Origin of the sequence: Actinomadura sp. HBU206391 (assembly GCF_014323665.1) — a bacterium.
GTDB lineage: Bacteria > Actinomycetota > Actinomycetes > Streptosporangiales > Streptosporangiaceae > Actinomadura_C.
Genome location: NZ_JABVEB010000010.1, coordinates 1 through 23,679 on the forward strand (window position 1 = coordinate 1; position 23,679 = coordinate 23,679).

General features: G+C 69.5%; 21 protein-coding genes, 1 tRNA gene and 1 pseudogene. 11 read left to right on the forward strand and 12 right to left on the reverse strand.

The features are described from left to right. Positions 1 to 11: 11 nt before the first annotated feature. Positions 12 to 85 (reverse strand) — tRNA-Gly (locus tag HKK72_RS06645). A gap of 111 nt (positions 86 to 196) precedes the next feature. Between HKK72_RS06645 and dcd the strand changes: the two genes are divergently transcribed. The 5 genes and pseudogenes from dcd to HKK72_RS06670 all read left to right on the forward strand — a co-directional run bounded on the left by dcd (position 197) and on the right by HKK72_RS06670 (position 4,824). Further along, a complete protein-coding gene (gene dcd, locus HKK72_RS06650) occupies positions 197 to 775 on the forward strand; it encodes a dCTP deaminase (protein ID WP_187233363.1) in 579 nt (192 codons plus the stop codon). A 13-nt stretch (positions 776 to 788) separates the two neighbouring features. Next, positions 789 to 1,472: a hypothetical protein gene (locus tag HKK72_RS06655; RefSeq protein WP_187233364.1), complete on the forward strand. Its 684-nt coding sequence runs from the start codon at positions 789 to 791 to the stop codon at positions 1,470 to 1,472. Positions 1,473 to 1,758: 286 nt separating this feature from the next. After that, positions 1,759 to 3,003: a glycine betaine/L-proline ABC transporter ATP-binding protein gene (locus tag HKK72_RS06660; protein ID WP_187233365.1), complete on the forward strand. Its 1,245-nt coding sequence runs from the start codon at positions 1,759 to 1,761 to the stop codon at positions 3,001 to 3,003. A gap of 127 nt (positions 3,004 to 3,130) precedes the next feature. After that, positions 3,131 to 3,853: pseudogene (locus HKK72_RS06665) on the forward strand (ABC transporter permease); the annotation flags it as partial. A gap of 47 nt (positions 3,854 to 3,900) precedes the next feature. Then, the gene (locus HKK72_RS06670; protein ID WP_187233367.1) at positions 3,901 to 4,824 is read left to right on the forward strand and encodes a glycine betaine ABC transporter substrate-binding protein; all 924 of its coding nucleotides are present in this window, start codon (positions 3,901 to 3,903) and stop codon (positions 4,822 to 4,824) included. 95 nt (positions 4,825 to 4,919) lie between these two features. On the opposite strand, the gene HKK72_RS06675 is transcribed toward HKK72_RS06670, so the two are convergent. The 5 genes from HKK72_RS06675 to HKK72_RS06695 form a co-directional block, all read right to left on the reverse strand. After that, on the reverse strand, positions 4,920 to 7,055 hold the full coding sequence (locus HKK72_RS06675) for a (Fe-S)-binding protein (RefSeq protein WP_222720418.1): 2,136 nt from the start codon (positions 7,053 to 7,055) through the stop codon (positions 4,920 to 4,922). Between the two features lie 270 nt (positions 7,056 to 7,325). Further along, positions 7,326 to 8,522 carry a CU044_5270 family protein gene (locus HKK72_RS06680; protein ID WP_187233369.1) on the reverse strand — a complete coding sequence of 399 codons (1,197 nt, stop codon included), beginning with the start codon at positions 8,520 to 8,522 and terminating at the stop codon, positions 7,326 to 7,328. Beyond that, positions 8,519 to 9,070, reverse strand: coding sequence for a sigma-70 family RNA polymerase sigma factor (locus HKK72_RS06685; protein WP_315987113.1), 552 nt, complete (start codon positions 9,068 to 9,070; stop codon positions 8,519 to 8,521). Before HKK72_RS06685 ends, HKK72_RS06680 begins: the two co-directional genes overlap by 4 nt. Before the next feature lie 184 nt (positions 9,071 to 9,254). Further along, positions 9,255 to 10,352, reverse strand: coding sequence for a CU044_5270 family protein (locus HKK72_RS06690; protein WP_187233370.1), 1,098 nt, complete (start codon positions 10,350 to 10,352; stop codon positions 9,255 to 9,257). Next, on the reverse strand, positions 10,345 to 10,932 hold the full coding sequence (locus tag HKK72_RS06695) for an RNA polymerase sigma factor (RefSeq protein ID WP_315987114.1): 588 nt from the start codon (positions 10,930 to 10,932) through the stop codon (positions 10,345 to 10,347). Before HKK72_RS06695 ends, HKK72_RS06690 begins: the two co-directional genes overlap by 8 nt. A 278-nt stretch (positions 10,933 to 11,210) precedes the next feature. Here HKK72_RS06695 and HKK72_RS06700 point away from each other — a divergent pair, with 278 nt between their 5' ends. Both HKK72_RS06700 and HKK72_RS06705 read left to right on the forward strand, forming a co-directional pair. Further along, entirely contained in the window at positions 11,211 to 12,755 is a 1,545-nt protein-coding gene (locus HKK72_RS06700) for a penicillin-binding transpeptidase domain-containing protein (protein ID WP_187233371.1), read from the forward strand. A gap of 454 nt (positions 12,756 to 13,209) precedes the next feature. Next, positions 13,210 to 13,899, forward strand: a complete 690-nt coding sequence (locus tag HKK72_RS06705) for a C39 family peptidase (protein WP_187233372.1) — start codon at positions 13,210 to 13,212, stop codon at positions 13,897 to 13,899. Positions 13,900 to 13,977: 78 nt separating this feature from the next. Here the strand turns inward: HKK72_RS06705 and HKK72_RS06710 are convergent, their stop codons facing one another. From HKK72_RS06710 to HKK72_RS40700, 6 genes are all read right to left on the reverse strand, one after another. Beyond that, positions 13,978 to 15,129, reverse strand: a complete 1,152-nt coding sequence (locus HKK72_RS06710; RefSeq protein WP_187233373.1) for a CU044_5270 family protein — start codon at positions 15,127 to 15,129, stop codon at positions 13,978 to 13,980. Beyond that, positions 15,122 to 15,724 (reverse strand): RNA polymerase sigma factor, encoded by a 603-nt coding sequence (locus HKK72_RS06715; protein ID WP_187233437.1) that lies wholly within the window; start codon positions 15,722 to 15,724, stop codon positions 15,122 to 15,124. The genes HKK72_RS06710 and HKK72_RS06715 overlap by 8 nt, the downstream gene beginning before the upstream one ends. Before the next feature lie 272 nt (positions 15,725 to 15,996). Continuing rightward, on the reverse strand, positions 15,997 to 17,055 hold the full coding sequence (locus HKK72_RS06720; protein WP_187233374.1) for a CU044_5270 family protein: 1,059 nt from the start codon (positions 17,053 to 17,055) through the stop codon (positions 15,997 to 15,999). Further along, the gene (locus tag HKK72_RS40695) at positions 17,052 to 17,288 is read right to left on the reverse strand and encodes an RNA polymerase sigma factor (RefSeq protein WP_315987115.1); all 237 of its coding nucleotides are present in this window, start codon (positions 17,286 to 17,288) and stop codon (positions 17,052 to 17,054) included. The genes HKK72_RS06720 and HKK72_RS40695 overlap by 4 nt, the downstream gene beginning before the upstream one ends. Positions 17,289 to 17,504: 216 nt before the next feature. After that, on the reverse strand, positions 17,505 to 18,521 hold the full coding sequence (locus HKK72_RS06730) for a DUF418 domain-containing protein (RefSeq protein WP_261986605.1): 1,017 nt from the start codon (positions 18,519 to 18,521) through the stop codon (positions 17,505 to 17,507). Further along, positions 18,518 to 18,697, reverse strand: coding sequence for a hypothetical protein (locus tag HKK72_RS40700; RefSeq protein WP_261986606.1), 180 nt, complete (start codon positions 18,695 to 18,697; stop codon positions 18,518 to 18,520). The genes HKK72_RS06730 and HKK72_RS40700 overlap by 4 nt, the downstream gene beginning before the upstream one ends. A gap of 492 nt (positions 18,698 to 19,189) precedes the next feature. On the opposite strand from HKK72_RS40700, the gene dnaK reads away from it, so the two are divergent. The 4 genes from dnaK to HKK72_RS06750 all read left to right on the forward strand — a co-directional run bounded on the left by dnaK (position 19,190) and on the right by HKK72_RS06750 (position 23,537). Then, the gene (gene dnaK, locus HKK72_RS06735; RefSeq protein ID WP_187233375.1) at positions 19,190 to 21,055 is read left to right on the forward strand and encodes a molecular chaperone DnaK; all 1,866 of its coding nucleotides are present in this window, start codon (positions 19,190 to 19,192) and stop codon (positions 21,053 to 21,055) included. Positions 21,056 to 21,149: 94 nt separating this feature from the next. Next, a complete protein-coding gene (gene grpE / locus HKK72_RS06740) occupies positions 21,150 to 21,860 on the forward strand; it encodes a nucleotide exchange factor GrpE (RefSeq protein WP_187233376.1) in 711 nt (236 codons plus the stop codon). A gap of 73 nt (positions 21,861 to 21,933) precedes the next feature. After that, positions 21,934 to 23,094, forward strand: a complete 1,161-nt coding sequence (gene dnaJ, locus HKK72_RS06745; protein WP_187233377.1) for a molecular chaperone DnaJ — start codon at positions 21,934 to 21,936, stop codon at positions 23,092 to 23,094. After that, on the forward strand, positions 23,091 to 23,537 hold the full coding sequence (locus HKK72_RS06750) for a heat shock protein transcriptional repressor HspR (protein WP_187233378.1): 447 nt from the start codon (positions 23,091 to 23,093) through the stop codon (positions 23,535 to 23,537). The genes dnaJ and HKK72_RS06750 overlap by 4 nt, the downstream gene beginning before the upstream one ends. Positions 23,538 to 23,679 lie beyond the last annotated feature (142 nt).

The window sequence follows — 23,679 nt, forward strand, 5'->3', positions numbered from 1 at the left end:
CTTTGTCATGCTGGAGCGGGTGACGGGAATCGAACCCGCGCTATTAGCTTGGGAAGCTAATGTTCTGCCATTGAACTACACCCGCGTCGTCGCCTGCTGAAGACGACCGCCCGCACATGGTACCGGAACCTGGCCCCACCGCGAGACCCGCGCGGTACGGCCGCGAGTGGTCCGCCGGACCCGGTAGTTTTCTGACGTGCTGCTCTCCGATCGCGACATCAGAGCCGAGCTGGAGTCCGGACGGGTCAAGATCGACCCGTACGACCCCGGCATGGTCCAGCCGTCCAGTGTGGACGTCCGGCTGGACCGCTATTTCCGGGTGTTCGAGAACCACAAGTACCCGCACATCGACCCGGCCGAGGAACAGGCCGACCTGACCCGGCCGGTCGAGGTCGAGGGGAACAACGACGCGTTCATCCTGCACCCCGGTGAGTTCGTCCTCGCGTCGACGTACGAGATCTTCGCGCTGCCCGACAACATCGCGGCACGGCTGGAGGGCAAGAGCTCGCTCGGGCGGCTCGGGCTGCTCACGCACTCCACCGCGGGCTGGATCGACCCGGGCTTCAGCGGCCACGTCACGCTGGAGCTGTCGAACGTCGCGACCCTGCCGATCAAGCTGTGGCCGGGCATGAAGATCGGCCAGATGTGCCTGTTCCGCACGAGTTCGCCGGCCGAGCACCCGTACGGCTCCGAGAAGTACGGCTCGCGCTACCAGGACCAGCGCGGCCCGACCCCCTCCCGCTCTTACCTCAACTTCCACCGTACGAAGGTCTGACCGCGAGGCGGCCATGCGACTCTCCACGCGACGCCGTGAGACGCCCGTCCCCACCCTGCAACTGCCCGAGGGCGCCGGTGCCGACGAGGTCGAACCGCTGCTTCGGCGGTACGACCCGGACGCCCGGCGCAGGCGGCGCCGGATCAGGGTGGCCGGGCCGGTCACGGTGATCTGCGACGGTGAGACGCTCAGGGTGAGGGGCGGGGGGCACCGGCTGGCCAGGGGTCTGCACCATCACCTCGGCGGTACGTGGCTGGTCGCGCCGCCCGAACCCGGAGAGCACGACGAGCAGATCGAGGACATGCTGCGGATCTATGTCCCGCGCAAACTGCTGCCCGCCGAGCCGGCGATGCTGCTGCGGCCCTTTCTGCCGGGGGTGGCGATCCGGGAGGACGCCGCGCTGGGGCTCTTCTGGTTCAACGACGAGGACAGCGAGCTGACGATCTCGGCCCGTGATGTGGACGCGGCCGACCGGGGACCGCTCGCCGCGGCGCTCGGGCAGTTGGCACAGGCCGACGCTTTGTACGAGTGCGGGATCGACGACGTTCACGGACCCACGGAGAAGAGCGCCGAGCAGGCCTGGCGCATCGCGCGGGCCTTCGAGGAAATGGGCGGTGTACCGATCGACCGGTACGGCTTCCGCGTCGCCCGCGCCTCCGACCTCCTGACCCGCCGATCAGGCCTGACGACGCCCTGAGCAGCACAAATCGGGAAGACCTCTGGTGTGACGCAGGCCACCCAAAGATGAAATTTTCCCCAATTAACGATAATTTTCAACAGACGCATGACCGAGTCGTTCGGTTGACACGCGATTTTGTGAGCTGAGTCACAACGGTCGTGGTCGTGCCGAGATCGCGCTCTTTATAAGAAGAAGCACTTCGGCGTCGTACGGGGGTACGCGCCGCGGTGAGTTTCGACCGCGCGCTCCCGGCCGGGGGCGGGTCATCCGCCAGGGTTTGGCGCGGTCCAACCGAAAGGAGATCGTGTCCCGACTCCGCGCACAAAACGTGTCCAAATTGTTCGGCCGCAAAGCCGAAGAGGGTGCCCGCCGCCTGGCCAAGGGCGCCACGGTCGACGAGATCCGCGAACTGGGCGTGACGCCCGCGGTCGTCGACGCCTCCTTCGAGGTGGATGAGGGCGAGATCTTCGTGGTCATGGGCCTGTCGGGGTCCGGGAAGTCCACGCTGATCCGCATGCTGAACGGCCTCCTGCCGCCCACCTCCGGCCATGTCGAGATCGACGGCACCGACATCAGCGGCCTGGGCGGCAAGGCGCTGCGCGCCGTCCGGCAGGCCAAGGTCAGCATGGTCTTCCAGCATTTCGCCCTGTTCCCGCACTGCTCGGTGCTGACGAACGCGGCGTACGGCCTGGAGGTTCAGGGCGTACCGAAGGGCGAGCGGGAGAAGAAGGCCAAGGAGTTCCTGCGCCTCGTCGGCCTCGAAGGCTGGGAGGACAGGCTCCCCGGCCAGTTGTCCGGTGGGATGCGGCAGCGGGTCGGGCTGGCCCGAGCGCTCGCCGCCGAAACCGACATCCTGCTGATGGACGAGGCGTTCAGCGCCCTCGACCCGCTGATCCGGCGGGAGATGCAGGATCTTCTGCTCGAACTGCAGGCCGATCTCGGCAAGACGATCGTGTTCATCACCCACGACCTCAACGAGGCCATGCGGATCGGCGATCGCATCGCGGTGATGCGTGAGGGCAGCATCGTGCAGGTCGGAACGGCCGAGCAGATCCTCACCGACCCGGCAAGCGGTTACGTCGCCCAGTTCGTGGCCGACGTGGACCGGACCCGGGTGCTGACCGCGGCCTCCGTCATGGAGCGTCCGCTCGCCACCGTGGCCTCGACGGACGGCCCGCAGGCGGCACTGCGGACCATGCGGGAGAGCCAGGCCTCCGCCGCGTACGTGGTGGACGGCGATCGCAGGCTGGTCGGAACCGTACGCGCGGACGCGGTCGCCGAGGCCGGGAACGGCGACGGCGCCGTGCTCGACGGGCTCATCGACAAGGGCATGAACCCGGTGGCCCCCCACACCGCCGTGGCCGAACTGTTCACCCGATGCGCGGAGAGCCCGCTGCCCGTACCCGTGACCGACGAGTCCGGCACGCTGCTCGGTGTGATCCCCCGCGTCAGGCTGCTGGCGGCGCTGGGCGCCGTCAACGGCGAGACCGCCGCGAGCACCGAATCGCTGCAGCGACGTGGAGAGGAGGCCACCAGTGTCGATGCCTAGGATCAACGTCGGAACCTGGTTCGAGAACGCGGTCAACTGGCTGACCGACAACCTCTCCTGGCTGTTCGACGCGATCGGCAGTGCGGTCGAGGGCACGGTGAGCGGCCTGGGCGAGGCGTTGCTGTGGCCGCCCGCACTGGCGCTGATCGCCGTGCTGGCCGTCCTCGCGCTGTGGCTGCGGGGGTGGCGCTTCGGCCTGTTCACGCTCCTCGGCCTCGGCCTGATCGACAGCATGGAGCAGTGGGAGCCGGCGATGGAGACGCTGGCCCTGGTGCTCGTCGCGAGCGTCATCTCGGTCGTGCTCGCCATCCCGCTCGGCATCGCCGCGGCCCGCAGTGACGCCCTGAGCCGCCTGCTGCGCCCCGTGCTCGACCTCATGCAGACGATGCCGGCGTTCGTCTACCTCATCCCGGCCGTGTTCTTCTTCAGCATCGGGCCCGTGCCCGGAGTGGTCGCGACGGTCGTGTTCGCGCTGCCCCCGGGCGTACGTCTCACCGAGCTCGGCATCCGCGGTGTCGACCGCGAGGTGGTCGAAGCCGGCGAGGCGTTCGGCTCCTCTCCGCAGCGGATCCTCACCCGAATCCAGCTGCCGCTCGCCATGCCGACCGTCATGGCCGGCGTCAACCAAGTGATCATGCTGGCGCTGTCGATGGTGGTCATCGCCGGCATGGTCGGCGCCGGAGGCCTCGGCAATGTCGTGCTCGACGGCATTCAGCGCCTGGAGATCGCCACGGGCTTCGAAGGCGGACTCGCCGTCGTCATCCTGGCGATCTTCCTTGACCGGATCACCTCGTCACTCGGTGACCGGTCGGCCGTCGCGCGTGCCGAGAAGGCGTCGGCGCGCGCCTGACGGTCACTGTTCTGGGCGCCTGCGGGCGCCCAGCGTCCTGTAGTCGAATGGAAGGACAGCTTGTGCGTTTTCGGCGCAACAGCCTCACGAAAGTAGCGGCCGTCGCCCTGTCGCTCACGCTCGCCGCGACCGTAACCGCGTGTGGTGGTGACAGCGGCGGGTCCAAGAGCGGCTCGGGGTCGGAGAGCAAGGAGATCACGATCGGGTGGGTCTCCGGCTGGGACGAGGACCTCGTGGCCACCTACCTGTGGAAGAAGATCCTGCAGGACAAGGGCTACAAGGTCGAGCTGAAGAACCTGGACACCGCCCCGCTCTACGCCGGCATGGCCAAGGGCGACATCGACGTGTTCCTCGACAGCTGGCTTCCCATCACGCACGAGGACTACTGGAAGCGCTACGGCGACCGGCTCGAGAAGCTCGGCGTCTGGTACGACAACGCCAAACTGACGATCGCGGTGCCGAACTACTCGGATCTGAAGTCGCTCGAGGACCTCAAGGGCAAGGGCGCCCAGTACGACGGGAAGATCTTCGGCATCGAGGCCAGCTCGGGCCTGCAGCGGGTCTCGTCGACCAAGATGCTGCCCGGTTACGGGATCGACAAGGAGTTCAAGGTCGTGCCGTCGTCGACGGCGGCGATGCTGACCGAGCTGAAGAAGGCGACGGACGCCCAGAAGCCGCTCGTCGTCACCCTGTGGCGCCCGCACTGGGCGTACGCCTCGCTGCCCATCCGCGACCTCGCGGACCCGAAGGGGACCATGGGCCAGGCCGAGGAGATCAACATCGTCGGCCGTAAGGGCTTCGGCAAGGACCACGCCGAGGTCGCGGGCTGGCTGAAGAAGTTCAGGATGGACGACAAGCAGCTCGGCTCGCTCGAGGACCTCGCGATCAACAAGTACAAGGGCCAGGAGGACAAGGCCGTCGACGAGTGGGTGAAGGCCAACCCGGACTTCGTCAAGAGCATCACGGGCTGATCCGTACGCCCTGAAGAAGCGCGACGAAAGGGCCGCCCGGCCAGAACCGGGCGGCCCATCGCGTGTCAGTGCCGGGGCCAGGCCCGGACCGAGTGCTACTCGGCGGCGACGGACTCCTTCTCCGGCGCGCGGCCCTCGCCCTTGATGGACTTGATCAGCAGCTGCGAGACGTCGACGACCTCGAGCGACTCCTTGGCCGCGCCGGCGTTCTTCTTCTCGTTGATCGCGTCGCCCAGCATGACGAGGCAGAACGGGCAGGCGGTCGAGACGGTGTCGGGGTCGGTCTCCAGCGCCTCGTCCACGCGTTCGGTGTTGATGCGCTTGCCGATCCGCTCTTCCATCCACATCCGGGCGCCGCCCGCGCCGCAGCAGAACCCGCGGTCTTTGCAGCGGTGCATCTCCTTCGTCTGGACGCCCGGGACCTTGGCCATGATGTCGCGCGGCTGCGCGTAGACCTTGTTGTGCCGGCCCAGGAAGCACGGGTCGTGGTAGGTGATGTTCTCCTCGATCGGGGTGACCGGGGTGAGCCTGCCCTCCTCGACCAGCGCCGCCAGCAGCTGCGTGTGGTGGACGACCTCGTACTGGCCGCCGAGCTGCGGGTACTCGTTGGCGAGCGTGTTGAAGCAGTGCGGGCAGGTCGCCACGATCTTCTTGACGCCCGCCTCGTTGAGCGTCTCGACATTCTGCTGCGCGAGCATCTGGAAGACGAACTCCATGCCCAGCCGGCGGGCCGGGTCACCGCTGCAGGCCTCCATCGGGCCGAGCACCGCGAACTTCACCCCGGCGATGTGCAGCAGTTCGGCGACGGCCTTGGTGGTCTTCTTGGCCCGGTCCTCCAGGGCGCCGGCGCAGCCGACCCAGAACAGCCACTCGGTGTCTTCGGAGATCTTGTCCTCGACGACCTGGACCTCGAAGTCGAGATCCCCGACCCAGTCGAGACGCTTGGTCTCGGACATGCCCCAGGGGTTGCCCTTGTTCTCCAGGTTCTTGAGCATCACGCCGGCCTCGGACGGGAAGCTCGACTCGATCATCACCTGGTAGCGCCGCATGTCGAGAATATGGTCGATGTGCTCGATGTCGACGGGGCACTGCTCGACGCAGGCTCCGCAGTTGGTGCAGGACCAGAGCACGTCGGGGTCGATGACGCCATTGACGTCCTCGCTGCCGACCAGCGGCCGCGCGGCCTCGGCCAGCACGTCCTCGGGCAGGTTCTCGCGCTCGGCGTCGGTCGCCAGGAAGAAGGGCGCCTTGGCGAAGGCGTGGTCGCGCAGGTCGGTGATCAGCATCTTGGGCGACAGCGGCTTGCCGGTGTTCCAGGCGGGGCACTGCGACTGGCAGCGGCCGCACTCGGTGCAGGTGGCGAAGTCGAGGAAACCCTTGAACGTGAAGTCCTCGATCTTGCCGCGGCCGAAGGTGTCCTCGTCCGGGTCGGCCTCCTCGAAGTCGAGGAGCTTGCCCTTGCTCATCATGGGCTGCGCGGGGCCGAGGCCGTCCGGGCGGCGCTTGAACATGACGTTGAGCGGCGCGAGGAAGATGTGCAGGTGCTTGGAGTGCACCACGATGATCAGGAACACCAGCATGACGCCGATGTGCAGCAGCAGCCCGATCGACTCCAGGATCTCGTTCGTGTCGTGACCGAGCCCGTCCAGCACGCTGCCGACGGCGTGTGAGGCGAACGCGCCGTCGCCGTACGGGAAGTTGCCGGTCGCGACACCGGCGCCGCGGAACAGGAACATCGTCCAGATCACGTTGAAGATCATGAACAGGATGAGCCAGGCGCCGCCCACGTGCGAGCCCTCGAACCGGGAGGCGCGGTCGAGCCTCTTCGGCGAGTTCTTGATCCGGATGATCGCGAAGGCGATCAGGCCGAGCAGCGCCGCGACGGCGATGAAGTCCTGCAGGAAGCCGAGCGCGTCCCACTTCCCGACGAGCGGGATGTGGAAGTCCAGCCCGAAGATCAGCGCTCCGTACGCCTCGAGATAGACGGTCGCGAGGATGAAGAACGCCCACATCACGAAGAGGTGCGCCAGGCCGGGGCCGGTCCACTTGAGCAGCTTGCGCTGCCCGAAGACCTCGACCACCTGGCCCTTGACGTCGTCGCCGATGTTCTCCTTGACCGAGGCGACCCGCGTCGGGTCCGGCTGACCGCTGCGGATGAGCCGGTAGAGGAACAGCACCCGCCGACCGGCGAACGCGAGGGCGACCGCCGTTCCGGCAAGCCCAATGATCAACCTGAGAACCACTGTTCCGTCCTCCTGGGGGTACGGGCGTCGCTGTCAGCGTAGGGCTCGCGACTGACTGCTGCGCATACGGCCCCCGAATACTACTCGGTAGTAGCTTCTGCTTCCATGCCCTGAATACCCGAGGTAACACGACCTCATCCGCATCGTCGCACGCCGAAACGGCCGGGTGCGGTGCGAGCCCCCCGCTCGCACCGCACCCGGCCGTACACCCCGGCCGTGGCCGTCATTCGACCTGGACGACCGCCGAGCCGCTGGAGATCAGCGGGGCGGCGAGGCGACCCACTCGTCGGTCACGATGGTGGTCGAGTTCCACACCGAGCCTGCGGGCATGCCCGCGGTCGTGCCGGCCGGCTTCACCGCCACGATGTCCGAGCCCAGTGCCCGCCCGGTCGCGTCGTCGATGATCAGCCGGCGCTGCTGGACGCCGCCGGCCTTGGTGTTCTCGACGATGGCGACTGCGCTGCCCGCCCGTCCCTGGCCGTCCTTGACCGTGCCCACGGACTCGACCGTCTTGAGGTTCGCGAGCATCCTGAACGCCGCCGCGCGGACCTTCGGGGTGATCGGCATGTCGGTGATCAGCCCACCGGCGACCGTGAACAGCCACTGATCGGAGGACATCTTCTCGCTGGTGGACTCGGTGCCGTGCCCGTCATAGGACGCGAGCAGCCAGGCCTTCAGCCGCGCCGGGTCCGTGGGCAGGCCGCGCAGATCCTTCATAGTGACGTTGCGGCCGAGCCAGAACACCTTGTCGCCGTCGGTCAGCGGGGAGTGGCTGACGTGCGCGGGCTTCCGGGTCGCGTCGGTCGTGACGACGAACTTCTTCAAGCGACCCTTGCCCTGGGGGCCCTTGACCGTGGGCAGCTCGATCGTGAACTTCGTGGGAGAGCCGGCCCGCTGCCACGCCGCCTCGTCGGCGGGGCTCGCCGGCCGGGCGCCGAGGTTCTGCTCGCGGCTCCACTGGTCCTGCCCCGTGGCACGCGGCGTCCAGCCGTCGGAGCGGCTCTCGGTGTAGATCGTGTAGCCGTCCGCGGCGGAGCCGATCCGGTAGTAGTTGCGGCTGAGCCGTGTGGAGTGCCAGTACGCCCCGGCCTGCTCCGGCTGCCCGGCCGAGCGCTCCGCCGCCGCGAGCAGCACCGTACGGGCGTCGAGCTTGACCGCGGGGCTCCCCGACGCGGGCGGCGCCTGCCTCCCGGTCCCCGCGTCGTCGGCCGGACCGCTGACCGTGGTGGTGACCACCAGTGCGGCCGCGGCCGCCGCGCCCACCAGGCCGAGCCCCCACATCGGCCATGCGATCTGACGCCGCGTGCCCTTGGCCCGCACGCCGTCCGTCCCGCCGGTCGCGCGAGATCCCATCATCGCCCGGGACAGCTCAGTGCTCCTGGTGACCTGGTCGACCTCCCTGCCCGGATCCAGCTCCTCGGGACGCGCCGCAGCCAGCCTCTTGATGACGCTCATGACATTTCCTTTCCTGCGACCTCTCCGGCGATCCGCACCCGGGGATGTACGGCCCTCGCGGGCGGGTTGTCGTCAATGGCCTGGATGAGCCGCTTGCGCGCGCGGTGCAGCCGTACGCGCAGCGCGGTGGGCGAGCACCCGACGACGCGGGCGGCGTCGCGCGGGGTCAGGCCCTGCCAGGCCACGAGGATCAGGACTTCGCGATCGTCTTCCGGCAGCGCGGCCATGGCCCGCAGCACCGAGAGCCGTTCGGCCACATGCTCGGCGATGTCCCCCTCGGCGCCGTCGGTCCAGATCCTCAGCTCAGCGTTGAACGACTCCCGCCGCGCCTCGGTGCGGAAGTTGTCGCGCAGCACGTTGCGGGCGACCCCGAGCAACCACGGCAGCGGCGGCTCCGGCACGTCGTCCAGCCGCCGCCAGGCGATGGCGAACGTCTCACTGACCACCTCGTCGGCGATCTGCCGACCAGCCCGGCTGACCGCAAAGGCCCATACGCGCTGCCGGCAGGCGTCGTACATCTCGGTGAAGCGATGTTCATCGTCGGTCACCGCCTGCTCCTCCGTCCATCCCGGTGTGCTCTGTCACCGGGTAGTGGTCCGGGGACGGCGATCGTTACCGAGTATCCGCACGCGGCTCGGCACGCGGCCGCGAACAACTGCATGATCACGCCGGTCGACCTGGCGTTCGCGGTGGGACGAGAGGCTCTCGGCGCCGTACGGCCTGGTCAGCCGATCAGCCGGATCGCCCTTCACGCAGCCGCGGCCTCTCGTCGGTCCATCCGAGACTCAAGATAACCTCGCTGCGTATCACCTGGTCGGCGGCACCCCGGGTCCCCATTCGGACCCGCTCGATGGCGAGCGGCAGGCCGGTCTCGGAATCGATGATCAGTCGTTCCGTGATACCGCGGTCCTCGCCCGTCATCGAGACGGCCTGGCCGGATCGGCCGAGGACGTCCTTCACCGAGCCGTGCGAGCGCACCCCCGGCAGTGCGGCCATCATGCGGTACGAGGCCGCCCGTACCTCCGCTGACACCGGGAGCCTGGAGAGCAGCGCCGTCCCCATCTCGAAGAGCACGATGTTCCGGTCGATCTTGGCATTGCCCCCTGAGAGGCGCTTGATCAGCAACACCTTGAGCCGCGCGGGATCGCTGGGGAGCGCACGCGCCTGGGTGATGGTCAGCATGGAGTTGCCGAGGCGGCCCACCCCGTACCTCTCAGGCATCTTCGAGGCGGCGGCCGGCCTCATCTTCGGCACCGCGCAGGACCGCTTGGTGAGCACGCATTTCGAACCCGGCACGGGAAAGCTCGTCGGTGACCCGTCCCGCCGCCACGCCTCGGCGTCCGCCGCGGTGGCCGGACGCGTTCCGAGCTCCTGGCCGAGCAGCCAGGTCGATTCGGCGGCGTCACTCGGAATCCACGTCTCGGAGGTGCGGCGCTGCTCCAGCACATACGTACGACCGGGCGCGGGGTTCCGTTCGGCCTCCACGGTGCGGACGTGCCAGTACGCGCCCTTGGTGGGAGCCGTCTCCGCCCTGGTCGCCGCCGCGAGGAGCACGGTCTGAGCGGACGCCGGCGTGGCCTTCGCCCGTACGTCGGACGTACCGGCCGGTGTGCCGGTGCCCGAGACGGCCATGGCCACCGCCACCGCGGCTCCCGCCGCCGTGAGGCCGAGGCCGCCCGTCAACAAGGTGATCTTGGGTTTGCGGCGCGCGCTCATCCGGCCCGCCGGGGTACGCGCGGCGGCTCGAAGCCGATCGCGGCCCGCGGCCGCGACGGCATCCGACGGCGCCGGCTTGTCGAGCAGAGAGTTGATCATCTGCAGCTCATCCATCGGTGGAGACCTCCTCGTGAAGCGCGGCGCGCAGTTTCTTCCGGGCCCGGCTGAGGCGGGGGCCGACGGTTCCGTACGGGATGCCGAGAGCCTGCGCCACCTCGTCGTGGGTGAACTGGCCCAACGCCACGAGCAGCACCACGTCCCGCTCCTTCTGCGGCAGCCCGGCCAGAGCACGCGCGAGGTGCGGGTGGAAGCCCTCGGCGGTCACCCACGTGACGACCCGGTTCTCGTGGCTGTCGACCGCCGGTTCCGGGCCCGTACGGGCGAGCGCCCGGTAGTGCCGCGTCTCCACCCGCCGGTGCTGGGCGACCTGGTTGGTGGCGATCCCGAAGAGCCATGGCCGGAGGGCTCCCCGCGCCGGGTCGAACCGGTCGCGCTTGCGGAACGCGATGAGAAACGTCTCGGCCGCGATGTCGTCTGCGACCTGGGTGTCGAGCCGTCCCGCGATGTAGCGGTGGATATCGCGGAAGTAGCGGTCGTAGACGGCAGTGAAGCGGTCCGGATCCCGCCGGTACTCCCGTACGAGCTCGGCATCGTTCACGTGTTCCGCCGCGTCGACGTCGGCCAAGGCGGTCACGTCCTTCTCTCCGTCATGCGGGCACCTTCCGGGTGAGACGACCACTCGTCACCCGTACTCCGTCGCAATCTCCGATCCCTTTCGCAGGCACCTCCTCGCAGCGCCGAGGTGCGCCGGAAAGAGTTCGGTCCCGAAACTCCGGGCGGCCTCGGCGGTGATCTCACGAGAATGTCTGGATTACCGGCCGGTGCCGTGGGATTGTCGCGATTGCGGCGACCGGCCGTGCGATCGGAGTCCGGATCCGACGGTGCGATGCACCACCATTCCGAGGAGCGTGCATGCGATCGCCTGGACGGATGATCATCGCCGGTGGGCTGGTCGTCGTGCTGCTGGCCATCGGCATTCCCTTGTACGCGTGGTCGCGCGGCGAGAAGGGCAGCCCCGAGCAGCTCTCCCGCGAGTACTTCAGCGCGTGGAGGCAGGGCGACCTCGAACGGATGCAAGGGCTGGCCGCCGACCCTCCGCTCGACTTCCTCGGGCAGCACAGGGCCCTTTCCCGCGGCCTGTCGGTGACCTCGATCAGCCTCACTCCCGGTCCGGTGATCCGGGACGGCGAGAACCGGGCGCACCTCGACTTCGAGGTGCGGCGGAACCTGTCCGGACGCGGCACCTGGAGCTATCGGTCGGCGCTCTGGCTCGGTGTGGCCGACGGTCGGTGGAAGGTCCTGTGGACGCCGGCCGCCCTGTACCCGGGCCTTCGGAGCGCCGCGACCTGGTCGCTGCGAGAGATCAAGGCGCCGGCCACCCGGTTGGTCGCACGTGACGGAAAGCCGCTGCCCGAAGGCGGCACGCTCGGACCGTACATCGCCGAACTCACCGACCGCTTCGGCGGCGACGAGGAGGACGACGAGCCTGGCTGGGCCGTGGAGTACCGGGAGAACAACGGGCCCGCACAACGGGTCAAGGTCTTCGGCGGACGCACCGGCAAGAAGGTCCGCACCAGTGTGGACACGCGGTGGCAGAAGGCCGCCGAGCAGGCGGTGAACGGCTCGTCCAAGCCCGCGGCCATCGTGGCCCTCCGGCCCTCCACCGGAGAGGTCCTCGCGGTGGCCGACGAACTGGGCGGCCGGAACGCCTTCCTCGGTCTGTATCCGCCCGGCTCCACGTTCAAGGTCGTGACCGCCGCGGCCCTGCTGTCGGACGGGATGGCGCCGGGCAGCAGCGTGAACTGCCCGGGCACGGTCGTCACGTCTCAGCGCACGGTGCGCAACCACGACGGGAGCACCCTCGGCAGGACCGCGTTGCGCAACGCGTTCGCCCAGTCCTGCAACACCACCTTCGCGAGCCTCGCGGTCGAGCGGCTGCGCGCCGCCAAGCTGACGGACGCCGCCCACCGGTTCGGATTCGGCGGGCCGATCACCCCGGGCGTGGGCGCCGCCCGTGGCGGGTTCCCCGAGCCGGACGGCGACGCCGAACTGGCCGAGGCGGCGTTCGGGCAGGGCAAAGTGCAGACCAGCCCGTTGATGATGGCGATCGTCGCGGCGGCGGTCGCGGACGGCACTTGGCGGTCACCGCGCATGGTGGACACGGCGATGATCCGGAGGGTCGGGGATCCGGTGCAGAAGGCCCACCCGGTGGAGGGCGCCGCGGCGCTGCGCACGATGATGCGGGCGGTGGTGACCGACGGCACCGCGGCGCGGGCCGGGCTGCCGGCCGGCACGGCGGGCAAGACCGGCACCGCCGAACGGGTGGACGGCGCGTCACACGCCTGGTTCATCGGTTACAAGGGCGACTTGGCCTTCGCGGTTTTCGTCGAGGGCGGCGGCTCCGGGCCCACGGTCGCCGCTCCGCTCGCCGCCCGATTCCTGCGCGCCGGCCGATGAGCTCCCGCGCGCCCGCCGATGCGCCCGCCCGCGGTGGAGCGGGCGCCGATCGCCGCCGTGCGCAACACACCGCGAGGGCCAGACGGTAGTACTCGGCGACAGGGTTACTGCTGAGGGGACGCGGATGGTGGACAGACGGGTTGATCTTCGCGAGCGGGCTTGATGCGACGAACACCGGCTACGCGCTTACCTCCCGCGAGCTCGCCCCCGTGCTGCAGAAGGGCCGGACCGCCGTCCGACCCGTGTCGACCCAGAGCTGCTCCGCCTGACGCTTCGCGCAGCGCCGGTCGCCGGGCGGTGACGGATGACCACGACGGCGAGTACGGCCGCCGGCGTGCTCTCATTCCCGACATCCCAATCTGGACATTTCTTACTTTTTGGGATTTCATAGCGCAAAATCCCCCCATGTGGTCTGTCTCGTCGGCAGCCGCATCGCGCCATCCGGAGGACCCGAGTGAAGAGGTGGACCGCGCGCGCCGCCATGGCCCTCGCCGTGGCGGCCGGAGCCGCCGGCGTCGTCCAGACGGCCGCGCCACAGACCGCGACCGCCGCCACCACGGCCACACCCCCCGGGTCAGTACGGTCCCCCCTATGGACCGCGCCGGATCCGGCGACCGTCACCGCGCCGCCGTCGTACCGGCTCACGCTCCAGGGGCAGTACCAGCGGACCGACTACTACTGCATGCCCGCCTCGGCTTCGATGAGCCTGTCGACCTTCGGTGTGAAGGTGAAGCAGGCCAAGCTGGCCAGAGCAATGCGGACCACGACGACCGGGACCAGGGACGTCAACGCGATCCCCGTGCTCAGGTCCTACGTCAAGTCGCTCGGCTACAAGTACACGGCGGTCCCGGGCCTCACCGGCCGTCCCAAGGCCCTGATGAAGCGCGTCGCCTACGACGTCGGAATGCTGCACCGGGCACCGAACATCGACGTCTGGATGGAGATGCTGCCCTGGAACAAGGGCGAGATCTACGGCACCAGGGTCGGCCACATCATGGTGGTCTACGGGTACGACCAGAAGAAGGGCACCATCACCGTCTTCGATCCGTGGAAGCCCACCGGCGGCACGCATACCCTCTCGGCCGCGACCCTCGCCGACACGCTCCAGGACGACGGCAGCATCCACTACATCTCCCGCATCTGACGTTCGAACCGTCGCACCCCCCGTACCCGCCGACCGGCGGGTACGGGGGGTGCGCTCGCGGAGGGGGATCCGGCCTCGTCAGGGACGCGCGCTGAGGCTGTTCACCCAGCCCATGGCCTCGTAGGCCATCGACAACTGCACTCCGGATCGCCCGCGGTCGTCGACGCCGAACGCCTGGTAGGCCAGCAGCCGCCCGGTCGCCGGATCGATGATGAGCCGTGCCTCACCGGGCCGGCCCTTCGCGTCCATGGACCGCTTGTCCGAGCCCTGTGCCCTGGACAGGGCGACGCCGGGCCGACCGAGCGGGTCGGTGACCTTCCCGATCAGCCGGATGCCCTCCTGCTCGGCCAGTACGCGGTAGAGCGCGGCCTTGGTGCCCGGCGTGATGGGGCCGGCGAGCAGGTCTTGTGCGGTGCTCCACACGTACGACGCGTAGCTGCCCTGGAGCGGGAACTTCGGGTCGCCGGTATCGGCCTTGTACCGCTTGCGCAGCTCGGCGTTCAGCCCGGTGGCGTCGGTGGGCAGCTTGGCCAGCTCGCGCATGCCGACCTGCTTCTGCCCGATCATGAAGCGCATCGGCTCGTCGTAGTTGTTGACATGCGGCTTGGCCGGCACCCATCCGAGCGACGGCGATCCCATCGCCTTCCACTTCGCCTCATCGGCCGGGGAGGCGAACGTGTACTTGCGGTCGATCCCGACGATCGTACGAGTGCGGTCGCCGGCGTCCCTGGCGGTCCAGCTCTCCTGAGTGTGCGCGACGGTGGCCGAGAAGGACGGTTCGGCGATCCTCCGCTTCCGATCCCCGACGCGGGTGCCCGCGGGCACCCGCTTCGCACCGTCCTTGCCCGCGACCGGGCCCGCGCCCTGGACGGTGCGCTCCCGCGTGTACCAGTAGCGCCCGACCGTGGCCTGGGCGCGCTCGGCCTTCTGCGCGCTGGCGAGCAGGAAGCTCCGCGCGTCGGCGGGCGCCTCCGGCGCGACCGTGGTCACGGGCCCGGCGCCGTCCGCACCGCTGAGCGCGACGACCGCGCCCACGGAGAGCACGCCCACCGCGGTCACTCCGGCGAGCAACAGCGCGGGGCGCGGGAACCGCAGGGCTCTGGCGCCGCGGGCGGTCTCGGCGTCGGCGAGCCGGTTCTGGATCCTCGCCCGCAGGTGCGGCGCGGGCGGAACCTCCCCGTACAGTTCGCGCACGATCCGGATGTCGTCGTTCATCGTCGCCTCATCCACGATGTGGTCCTTCCTGGTCGTGCATGGGATTGGCGCCGCCGAGCGCCTCGCGCAGCTTTCTTCTGGCCCGGTTCAACCGTGAGCCGACGGTTCCGTACGGGATCTGCAGCGCGGCCGAGATCTCGTCATGGCTGAACCCGGCGAGGGCGACGAGCAGCAGCACATCGCGGTCTCCCTTGTTCAGCGAGGCGATGGCGCCCGCGATCTCCGGTCGCAGACCTTCGGCGCTGACCCGCGCGGCGACCCTCTCCTCGGGCCCTTCGGCGGCGTCGGGATCCGGTCCGCGGCGCCCGAGCGCGCGCAGCGCGCGTACCTCGGTGCGGCGGTGCTTGCCCACGAGGTTCGTGGCGATGCCGTACAACCAGGTGCGTACGCTGCCCCGAGCGGCGTCGTAGCCGGCCCGCTTGTGGAACGCGGTCAGGAACGTGTCGGCGACGACGTCCTCTGCCGGTCCCGGGCCGAGGCGGCTCGCCACATATCTGTGGATCTCCGCGAAATGGGCATCGAAGATCTCACCGAAGCGCTCGGGATGTCGACGGGATTGTTCGATCACGGTGGAGTCGTCCGTATGCGGCGGGTCGCTGACCCGGCGCATGACGGTCACGAGGGGCTCCCGTTCATCGGTTGCCTTTCCGTGGCGGATGGGCGGTCGCCTGTGTATCACCCGATCCGCCGATCTGCTTTCACGGGCACCATGCGAATGCGAGCAACTGCATGATCACGGCGGGGCGAAGGCGGCTCGATCGTCAGCCTCCTCGCGGTCGGATCATTTCGGCGGGGGCGGCTTCGTGTCGGTCCAGACGGAGCGCAGCGTCGCCCGGTAACTCAACAAGGTGCCGGGCTTCTCCTCGTCCTTCTTACCCGGCGTCACCAGATGCGCCGGCTGGCGAGCCGTTCACCGGTCTCGGCATCGAAGAGGAGCTCCTCTCGGATGACCGCCTCGGGGTCGAGGTTGTAACCGGGCCGCAGGCCGGTCAGCGCCACTCCGGGCCGCCCGAGCGGGTCCGTCGTCCGGCCGACCGACTCGATGCCGGGCTGGTCGGCGAGTACCCGGATGAGCCCCGCGAGCGCCTTGGGCGGCAACGACCGGTCCAGAACATCGTTATCGGTCCACACGAGCTTGGCACCCGCAGTGGCCTGCTCTCCCTCGCCCATGATGTGATCGGCCATCCGTTGCCAGTAAGGGACCATCACGGCCGCCAGTTTCTTCGGATCCGCCGGGGGCTCCGCACCGTTGAACGGATCCCTGGGCGAGTTGATCAGCATGTTCCCGCCGGGCTTACCGCCTCGGTCCTTCCTCCAGGGTGTGCCATGCGTCTTGTAGAGATGCCTCGGGGCCTGCGGGTGCGGGAACGTGCTCGGCGAGCCGGCGCGCCGCCATGCGGCCGCGTCCTTGGCCGTCAGCGGACGGGTCGGCAGGTCACGCCCCCAGGAGGCCGACCCGCCTGCCTTCTCCCTGGCGCTCCAGGCGTAGTACTCGTGGCAGGCGTGCATCACGTAGTTCCCCGTCCTCGCACGCACGGGCACCGAGTTGCAGGATCGGTAGTGGACGAGCCGGTAGCGCTTCATCGGCCGCATCGCCGCCTGGTCGGCCGCGGCCAGCACCATCTGCTTGGAGGTGCCCGGCACCGGCGGAGACGTGGCGTGCGGGCCGGCGTCCTCTCCGCCCGGCACGACGAGCACGGCCACTACGGCCGCGGCCACTCCTGTCGCCAGCACTCCCAGCACGACCGGGCGCGCGCGCCGGGCCGGCCGGTCCGCACGCCGTGCGAACCGGCGCCGGTCACGACGTACCGGAACCGGCCCGGCGACATCGTCCGGCCCGGTCATCCGGGCGCGCGCGAGCGCGACGACCTGAGGCGTGGGCGCCGGCGGCTCGTCGTACAGGTCCCCCACCATCTCGATTTCGATCTCGATCTCGCTCATCGGCTCGCCCCTCCCTCGTCGAGCAGCGGATTGACGCCGCCCAGTGCCTTGCGCAACTTCTTTCGAGCCCGGCTCAATCTGGATCCGACAGTGCCGAAGGGCACGTTCAGCGCCTGCGCCACCTCCTCGTAGTTGAAGCCGGCCAGCGCCACGAGCAGCAGCACGTCGCGCTGATCGGCCGGCAACCGGGCCACCGCCTCCGCCAGCGGTCTCCTGGCCCGCTCGGCGCTCACCCTCGCGGCGACCCGGTCCTCGTGCCCGTTCAGTGACCCGGTCGAGGCGTTCGAGCGCCCGGAGTTTGCGCAGCTCGTCGCGCAGGTGCCGGCCGATGAGCCTGGTGGCGATGCCGTACAGCCAGGGGCGGGCGTTGTCCCGGCCGAGGTCGTACGCGTATGAGGCCTCGTCACTGACGTGGACAGCGGTCAGCCGTTGTTGTCCGAACCCCCGGATCACCTTCCCCTGTTTCCCTGCCGCTGTTTCCCTGCCGCGCCCTTCGACCGGGGGGCGTAGATCAGGCGGCGCAGCACGACCTCGGCGGGCCCGCGGCGGTCGGCGCGTTCCAGCGCGTACGCCCCGGCGGCGACGACCAGCCAAACGCCCACGGCGAAGAGGACCATGGTGGCGCTGCTGAGATTCGCGCCGAGAAGACCCAGCCCCCAGGCGGCGAGCAGCGGTGAGAAGACCAGCGAGTGGCTCAGGTAGGACGGCAGGGAGCGCTTGCCGACGGCGGCGATCGCGATCACCGGTCGGCTCTCCGTTACCCGCCGAGACATCGCGTGCGCGGCCAGCGCGAGGCACGCCACGTAGCCGAGCCCGCAGGGGATTCCGGTGAGGCCCCGGAGCTGCGACAGCACGCCCTCCTCCGAGACCGCCGCGGGCGGTACGTCCAACACGCCGAGGTGGGCGAGCGCCGCGGGCAGCCCGCCCAGCCAGCCGATCGTGATCCCGATGACCGCCGTCCACCGCAGCAGCCGGAGATGGTCGTGCGGCTCCTCCAGGATGCGCCGCCGGGCGGCCCAGAACCCCAGCAGGAACTGGGGCGCCGTGACCGAGAAGATCCCGCCGACGAACGTCACGAACAGTCCCGTCTCCAACCGGGTCCGCGCGGCGGCGAAAACGTTCTGCTCGCCCGAGGCGTAGACCTCGGTCGTCGGCGGTGCTCCCGCGTTGCCGACCGCTCCGAGATCGCCGGTGACCGCGGCCCCGATCGCCTCGGCGGCGAAAAAGATCGTGAGCCCGGCCGCGACCGCACTCCACACCAGCAGGGTGCGATCGGAGCGCCGAAGGAACAGCCAGCCCAGGAGCAGGCCCACCACGCCGTACGAGCCGACGATGTCCCCGGCCATCAGCAGCGTGGCGTGCAGGAGGCCGAAGACGATCAGCCACAGGCTGCGCCTGCGCAGCAGCCGCACCGCCGCGCGTTCCTCCGCCCCGGCCGCCGTCTGGCGCAGGTAGAGCTGCATCATCCCGTAGCGAAAAGGAACGAGAACAGCGGATAAACGCGCAGGTCCAGCATCGTGATCATCAGGAACTGCGCCGTACGGTCGAGGAACGCCCCCTCGTACGGATGCCACCCCGACGGTCCCTGCCGCGCCGCGTACAGATAGAAGACGGTGTTGGACAGCACGATCAGCAGCAGCATGATGCCGCGCCAGGTCGGGGGCGAGCGCCCGCTCGGCCGCCCGCACGGGGCCACGCGCGACGGTGGAACGTTCGGTGATTCCTCGCATGGTCCGACGCTGGGAACGCCCCTGGGGCGTGACATCGGCCACTCGGCCACGTCGCACCGACGGAAGTCGAAGAGGCGAGTCCGGGGGGCGGAAATCGACCGCGAACCGGCCTGGGAGTTCGGGAACACCGCAGTGGCCTCGCGCGTTGGAGCGGGTGTCAGCAAAGTTGCGTCACATACACTCAAGTCATTTGACAACAGTCGGGCGACAGGGCAATCTTTCGACTGCATGGCTGAACCCGCGAGCGGGCGGGCCGCGCCGGAACCGGGGAGCGAGAAAAGCCCACGAGGAAGACGCCGCCACCGGCCCCCGCGAGCAGTCGTGCCGGAGGCAACAGACCGACACAAGGCACAGCGGCCGCCACCCCGCGGCGGCCGGGCTACACATCGACGGAGGACGAGCTAATGGCACGAGCGGTCGGTATCGACCTCGGGACGACCAACTCGGTCGTCGCGATTCTGGAGGGCGGCGAGCCCACCGTCATCGCCAACGCGGAGGGGTCGCGGACCACGCCGTCCGTCGTCGCCTTCGCCAAGAACGGTGAGGTCCTCGTCGGCGAAGTGGCCAAGCGCCAGGCCGTGACGAACGTGGATCGCACGATCCGGTCGGTCAAGCGCGAGATGGGCACCGACTGGAAGACCTCGATCGACGGCAAGGACTTCACGCCCCAGCAGATCAGCGCCTTCGTGCTGCAGAAGCTGAAGCGTGACGCGGAGTCCTACCTCGGTGAGACGGTCACCGACGCGGTGATCACCGTCCCGGCGTACTTCTCCGACCACCAGCGGCAGGCCACCAAGGAGGCCGGCCAGATCGCGGGTCTCAACGTCCTGCGCATCATCAACGAGCCCACGTCGGCGGCACTCGCCTACCACCTGGAGAAGGAGAGCGAGGCCACCATCCTCGTCTTCGACCTCGGTGGCGGCACGTTCGACGTCTCCCTGCTCGAGGTCGGCGACGGCGTCGTCGAGGTCAAGGCCACGAGCGGCGACAACCACCTCGGTGGCGACGACTGGGACCAGAAGGTCGTCGAGTGGCTGGTCACCAAGTTCAAGAACGCCAACGGCGTCGACCTGTCCAAGGACAAGATGGCGCTGCAGCGGCTCCGTGAGGCCGCCGAGAAGGCCAAGATCGAGCTGTCCTCCTCATCGGAGACCACGATCAACCTGCCCTACATCACGGCCTCGGCCGAGGGCCCGCTGCACCTGGACGAGAAGCTCACCCGGGCCGAGTTCCAGAAGCTCACCGCCGACCTGCTCGAGCGCTGCAAGACCCCGTTCAAGCAGGTCATCAAGGATGGCGGCACCAGCGTCGACGACATCCACCACGTGGTGCTCGTCGGCGGTTCGACCCGGATGCCCGCCGTCGCCGAACTGGTCAAGGAACTGACCGGCGGCAAGGAGGCCAACAAGGGCGTCAACCCCGACGAGGTCGTCGCGGTCGGCGCGTCCCTGCAGGCCGGCGTGCTCAAGGGCGAGGTCAAGGACGTCCTGCTGCTCGACGTCACCCCGCTGTCCCTCGGCATCGAGACCAAGGGCGGCATCTTCACCAAGATCATCGAGCGCAACACCACGATCCCGACCAAGCGGTCCGAGACCTTCACCACGGCCGACGACAACCAGCCGTCCGTGGAGATCCAGGTCTACCAGGGCGAGCGCGAGATCGCGGCGTACAACAAGAAGCTCGGTACCTTCCAGCTCACCGGTCTGCCCCCGGCGCCGCGCGGCGTGCCGCAGATCGAGGTCACCTTCGACATCGACGCCAACGGCATCGTCAACGTGTCGGCGAAGGACACGGGCACCGGCAAGGAGCAGTCGATGGTCATCTCGGGCGGCTCGGCGCTGCCCAAGGACGACATCGACCGGATGATGCGCGAGGCCGAGGAGTACGCCGAAGAGGACCGCAAGCGCAAGGAAGAGGCCGAGGTCCGCAACCAGGCCGACACCCTGTCGTACTCCACCGAGAAGTTCATCCGCGAGAACGGCGACAAGATCCCCGAGGACCTCAAGAAGGAGGTCGAGGAGGCCGTCGCCGAGGTCAAGAAGAACCTCGAGGGCACCGACACCGACGCGATCCGGGCCAGCGCCGAGAAGCTCGCCACGGTGAGCCAGAAGATGGGCGCGGCGATGTACGCCCAGACGCAGGGTGAGGCCGGGGCCCAGGGCGACGCCGGACCCGACGCGGCCGCCCAGGACGCCACCCCTCAGGACGACGAAGTGGTGGACGCCGAGATCGTCGACGACGACAAGGACGTCAAGGGCGGTGCCGCGTGAGCGAACCCACCAACCGTGAGGTGAGGAGCGGGGCGAGCCGTCCACGACGGCATGCCCCGGTCCGCCTCCCCGAGTCCGCGGGTGAGGAGGAGACGTGACGGAGCGCCAGCCGGATCAAGAACACGACGGCCCGGTCATCCGCGACAATCGGCGGATCGATCCCAAGACCGGCCAGGTCCGGGACACGGCGACGGCGCCCAGCGGCTCGACGCCGGCTCCCCCGGCCGAGCAGGTCGACGATTCCACCGAGGGAGCCGAGGTGGCCAAGTTGAAGTCCCAGTTGGCGGAGCGCACCACCGATCTGCAGCGCCTGCAGGCCGAGTACGCCAACTACCGCAAGCGGGTCGAACGCGATCGGGTGGCCGTTCGCGAGCAGGCGCTCGCGAACGTGCTCGCCGAGTTGCTGCCGGTGCTCGACGACATCGGCCGGGCCCGTGACCACGAGGAGCTCACCGGCGGCTTCAAGTCCGTCGCCGAGGCCCTCGAGGCGGCCGTCGGCAAGCTCGGCCTGGTGCGGTTCGGGGAGAAGGGCGAGCCGTTCGACCCCACGGTGCACGAGGCGCTGATGCACTCGTACTCTGCCGATGTGACCGAGCCGACCTGTGTCGACGTCCTGCAGCCGGGCTACCGGATCGGCGAGCGCGTCATGCGGGCCGCCAGGGTCGCGGTGGCCGAACCCGACGAGGACGCAGCCGCCGGAACGGGCGCGCCTGCGGCCGCCGGCGCGGGCGAGGACACCGGCGCCGGCGTGGCCTCGGATACGAGCGCCGACGCCGACACCAACGCGGCGGGCACCGAGAAGTGATTCAGTCCGGGCGGTCCCGGTCCCCCGGGGCCGCCCGGACGACGAGAACCCGGCAATCGAAAAGAGAGGCGCCGTGAGCACCAAGGACTTCCTGGAGAAGGACTACTACAAGGTCCTCGGCGTCTCCAAGACCGCCGGCCAGGACGAGATCAAGAAGTCCTACCGCAAGCTCGCGCGGAAGTATCACCCCGACGCGAACAAGGGCGACAGCGAGGCCGAGGACCGGTTCAAGGAGATCTCCGAGGCCTACGACGTCCTGTCGGACGACAAGCGGCGCAAGGAGTACGACGAGGCCCGGAAGTACGGTGTCGGCGGCTTCCGCTCGCAGCCGGGCGGCGGTTTCGGCTTCGACCTCGGCGACCTGTTCGGCAACCAGCCCGGCCAGGCCGGAGGCGCCGGTGAGCGGATCGGCGACATCTTTGGCGGGCTGTTCAACCGGGGCGCCGGCACCCGGCAGACGAGCCGGCGGCCCAGGCGCGGCGCCGACGTCGAGTCCGAGGTGACGCTGTCGTTCGGCGAGGCCCTCGACGGCATTACGATGCCGCTCCGGCTGACCAGCGAGGCCGCGTGCGCCGGCTGCCGCGGCACCGGCGCCAAGGCGGGCACCGTGCCGCGCGTCTGCCCGTCGTGCGAGGGCACCGGGCAGGAGAATCGCAACATGGGCAGCTTCTCCTTCGCCGAGCCGTGCCAGGAGTGCCGCGGCCGCGGACTGGTCGTCGACGACCCGTGCCCGATCTGCCACGGCAGCGGCCGGGCGACCGGCACCCGTACCATCCAGGCCCGTATCCCGGCCGGCGTCTCGGACGCCCAGCGGATCCGGCTCAAGGGCAAGGGCGCTCCCGGTGAGAGCGGCGGGCCGGCCGGCGACCTGTACGTCGTCGTCAAGGTGGCCCCGCACAAGGTGTTCGGACGCAGCGGCGACAACCTCACCATCACCGTGCCGATCACGTTCCCCGAGGCCGCGCTGGGCGCCGAGATCAAGGCGCCGACCCACCGCGGCCAGCCGGTGACCCTGCGGATCCCGGCCGGCACGCCCAACGGCCGTACGTTCCGGGTGCGCGGCCGCGGCGCGACCCGACGCGACGGTTCCAAGGGCGACCTGCTCGTCACGGTCGACGTGCAGGTGCCGCAGAAGCTCGACGACACCACGCGTGAGGCGCTGGAGCGGCTGCGCGCCTCGGGCAGTGGTGACGACCTCCGCAGCGAACTGCTCCAGTTGGCCAGGGAGGGATGAACGGCATGAACTTCGCAGACGACTCTCCTGTCTACGTCATCTCGGTCGCGGCACAGTTGTCCGGTCTGCACCCGCAGACCCTGCGGACCTATGACCGCATGGGGCTCGTCTCACCGGGCCGTACGGCCGGCCGCGGCCGCCGCTATTCGACGCGCGACATCGAGATGCTGCGCGAGATCCAGCGGCTGTCCCAGGAAGAGGGCATCAACCTCGCCGGGATCAAGCACATCCTCGAACTCCAGCGCGAGGTCGCCCGGCTGCGCGACGAGGTCGCCCGGCTTCATTCGCTGATCGGCAACCTCGGCAACGAGCTGGAGTCGACCCGGGCCGTCGCCGCAAGACTGGCCAAGCTGCGGCACGACCCGGACCCGGGCGGGCGCGATCTCGTACCGATCCGGCAGACCAGCGTCGTGCTGTGGCGGCAGACGGGCGACAACCCGTGATCGGCCGGCCCGAACCGGCGGGGCCCGGATCGGCACAGCACGGATCGGCAGAGCGCGAATCAAAGAACGTGAATCGGTAGTACAGGGCGGGCCGAGCGTCGCGGCCGATCAGGTCACGACCAAGGGTCCGCGCCACAGGGGA

Excerpts from the sequence above, each read along its gene's own strand:
- HKK72_RS06655 (WP_187233364.1), top strand. The coding sequence starts at position 789 with ATGCGACTCTCCACGCGACGCCGTGAGACGCCCGTCCCCACCCTGCAA.
- HKK72_RS06670 (WP_187233367.1), top strand. The coding sequence starts at position 3,901 with ATGGAAGGACAGCTTGTGCGTTTTCGGCGCAACAGCCTCACGAAAGTA.
- HKK72_RS06680 (WP_187233369.1), bottom strand. The coding sequence starts at position 8,522 with ATGAGCGTCATCAAGAGGCTGGCTGCGGCGCGTCCCGAGGAGCTGGAT.
- HKK72_RS06690 (WP_187233370.1), bottom strand. The coding sequence starts at position 10,352 with ATGGATGAGCTGCAGATGATCAACTCTCTGCTCGACAAGCCGGCGCCG.
- HKK72_RS06700 (WP_187233371.1), top strand. The coding sequence starts at position 11,211 with ATGCGATCGCCTGGACGGATGATCATCGCCGGTGGGCTGGTCGTCGTG.
- HKK72_RS06715 (WP_187233437.1), bottom strand. The coding sequence starts at position 15,724 with ATGCGCCGGGTCAGCGACCCGCCGCATACGGACGACTCCACCGTGATC.
- HKK72_RS06720 (WP_187233374.1), bottom strand. The coding sequence starts at position 17,055 with ATGAGCGAGATCGAGATCGAAATCGAGATGGTGGGGGACCTGTACGAC.
- HKK72_RS06730 (WP_261986605.1), bottom strand. The coding sequence starts at position 18,521 with ATGATGCAGCTCTACCTGCGCCAGACGGCGGCCGGGGCGGAGGAACGC.
- HKK72_RS40700 (WP_261986606.1), bottom strand. The coding sequence starts at position 18,697 with ATGCTGCTGCTGATCGTGCTGTCCAACACCGTCTTCTATCTGTACGCG.
- dnaK (WP_187233375.1), top strand. The coding sequence starts at position 19,190 with ATGGCACGAGCGGTCGGTATCGACCTCGGGACGACCAACTCGGTCGTC.
- HKK72_RS06750 (WP_187233378.1), top strand. The coding sequence starts at position 23,091 with ATGAACGGCATGAACTTCGCAGACGACTCTCCTGTCTACGTCATCTCG.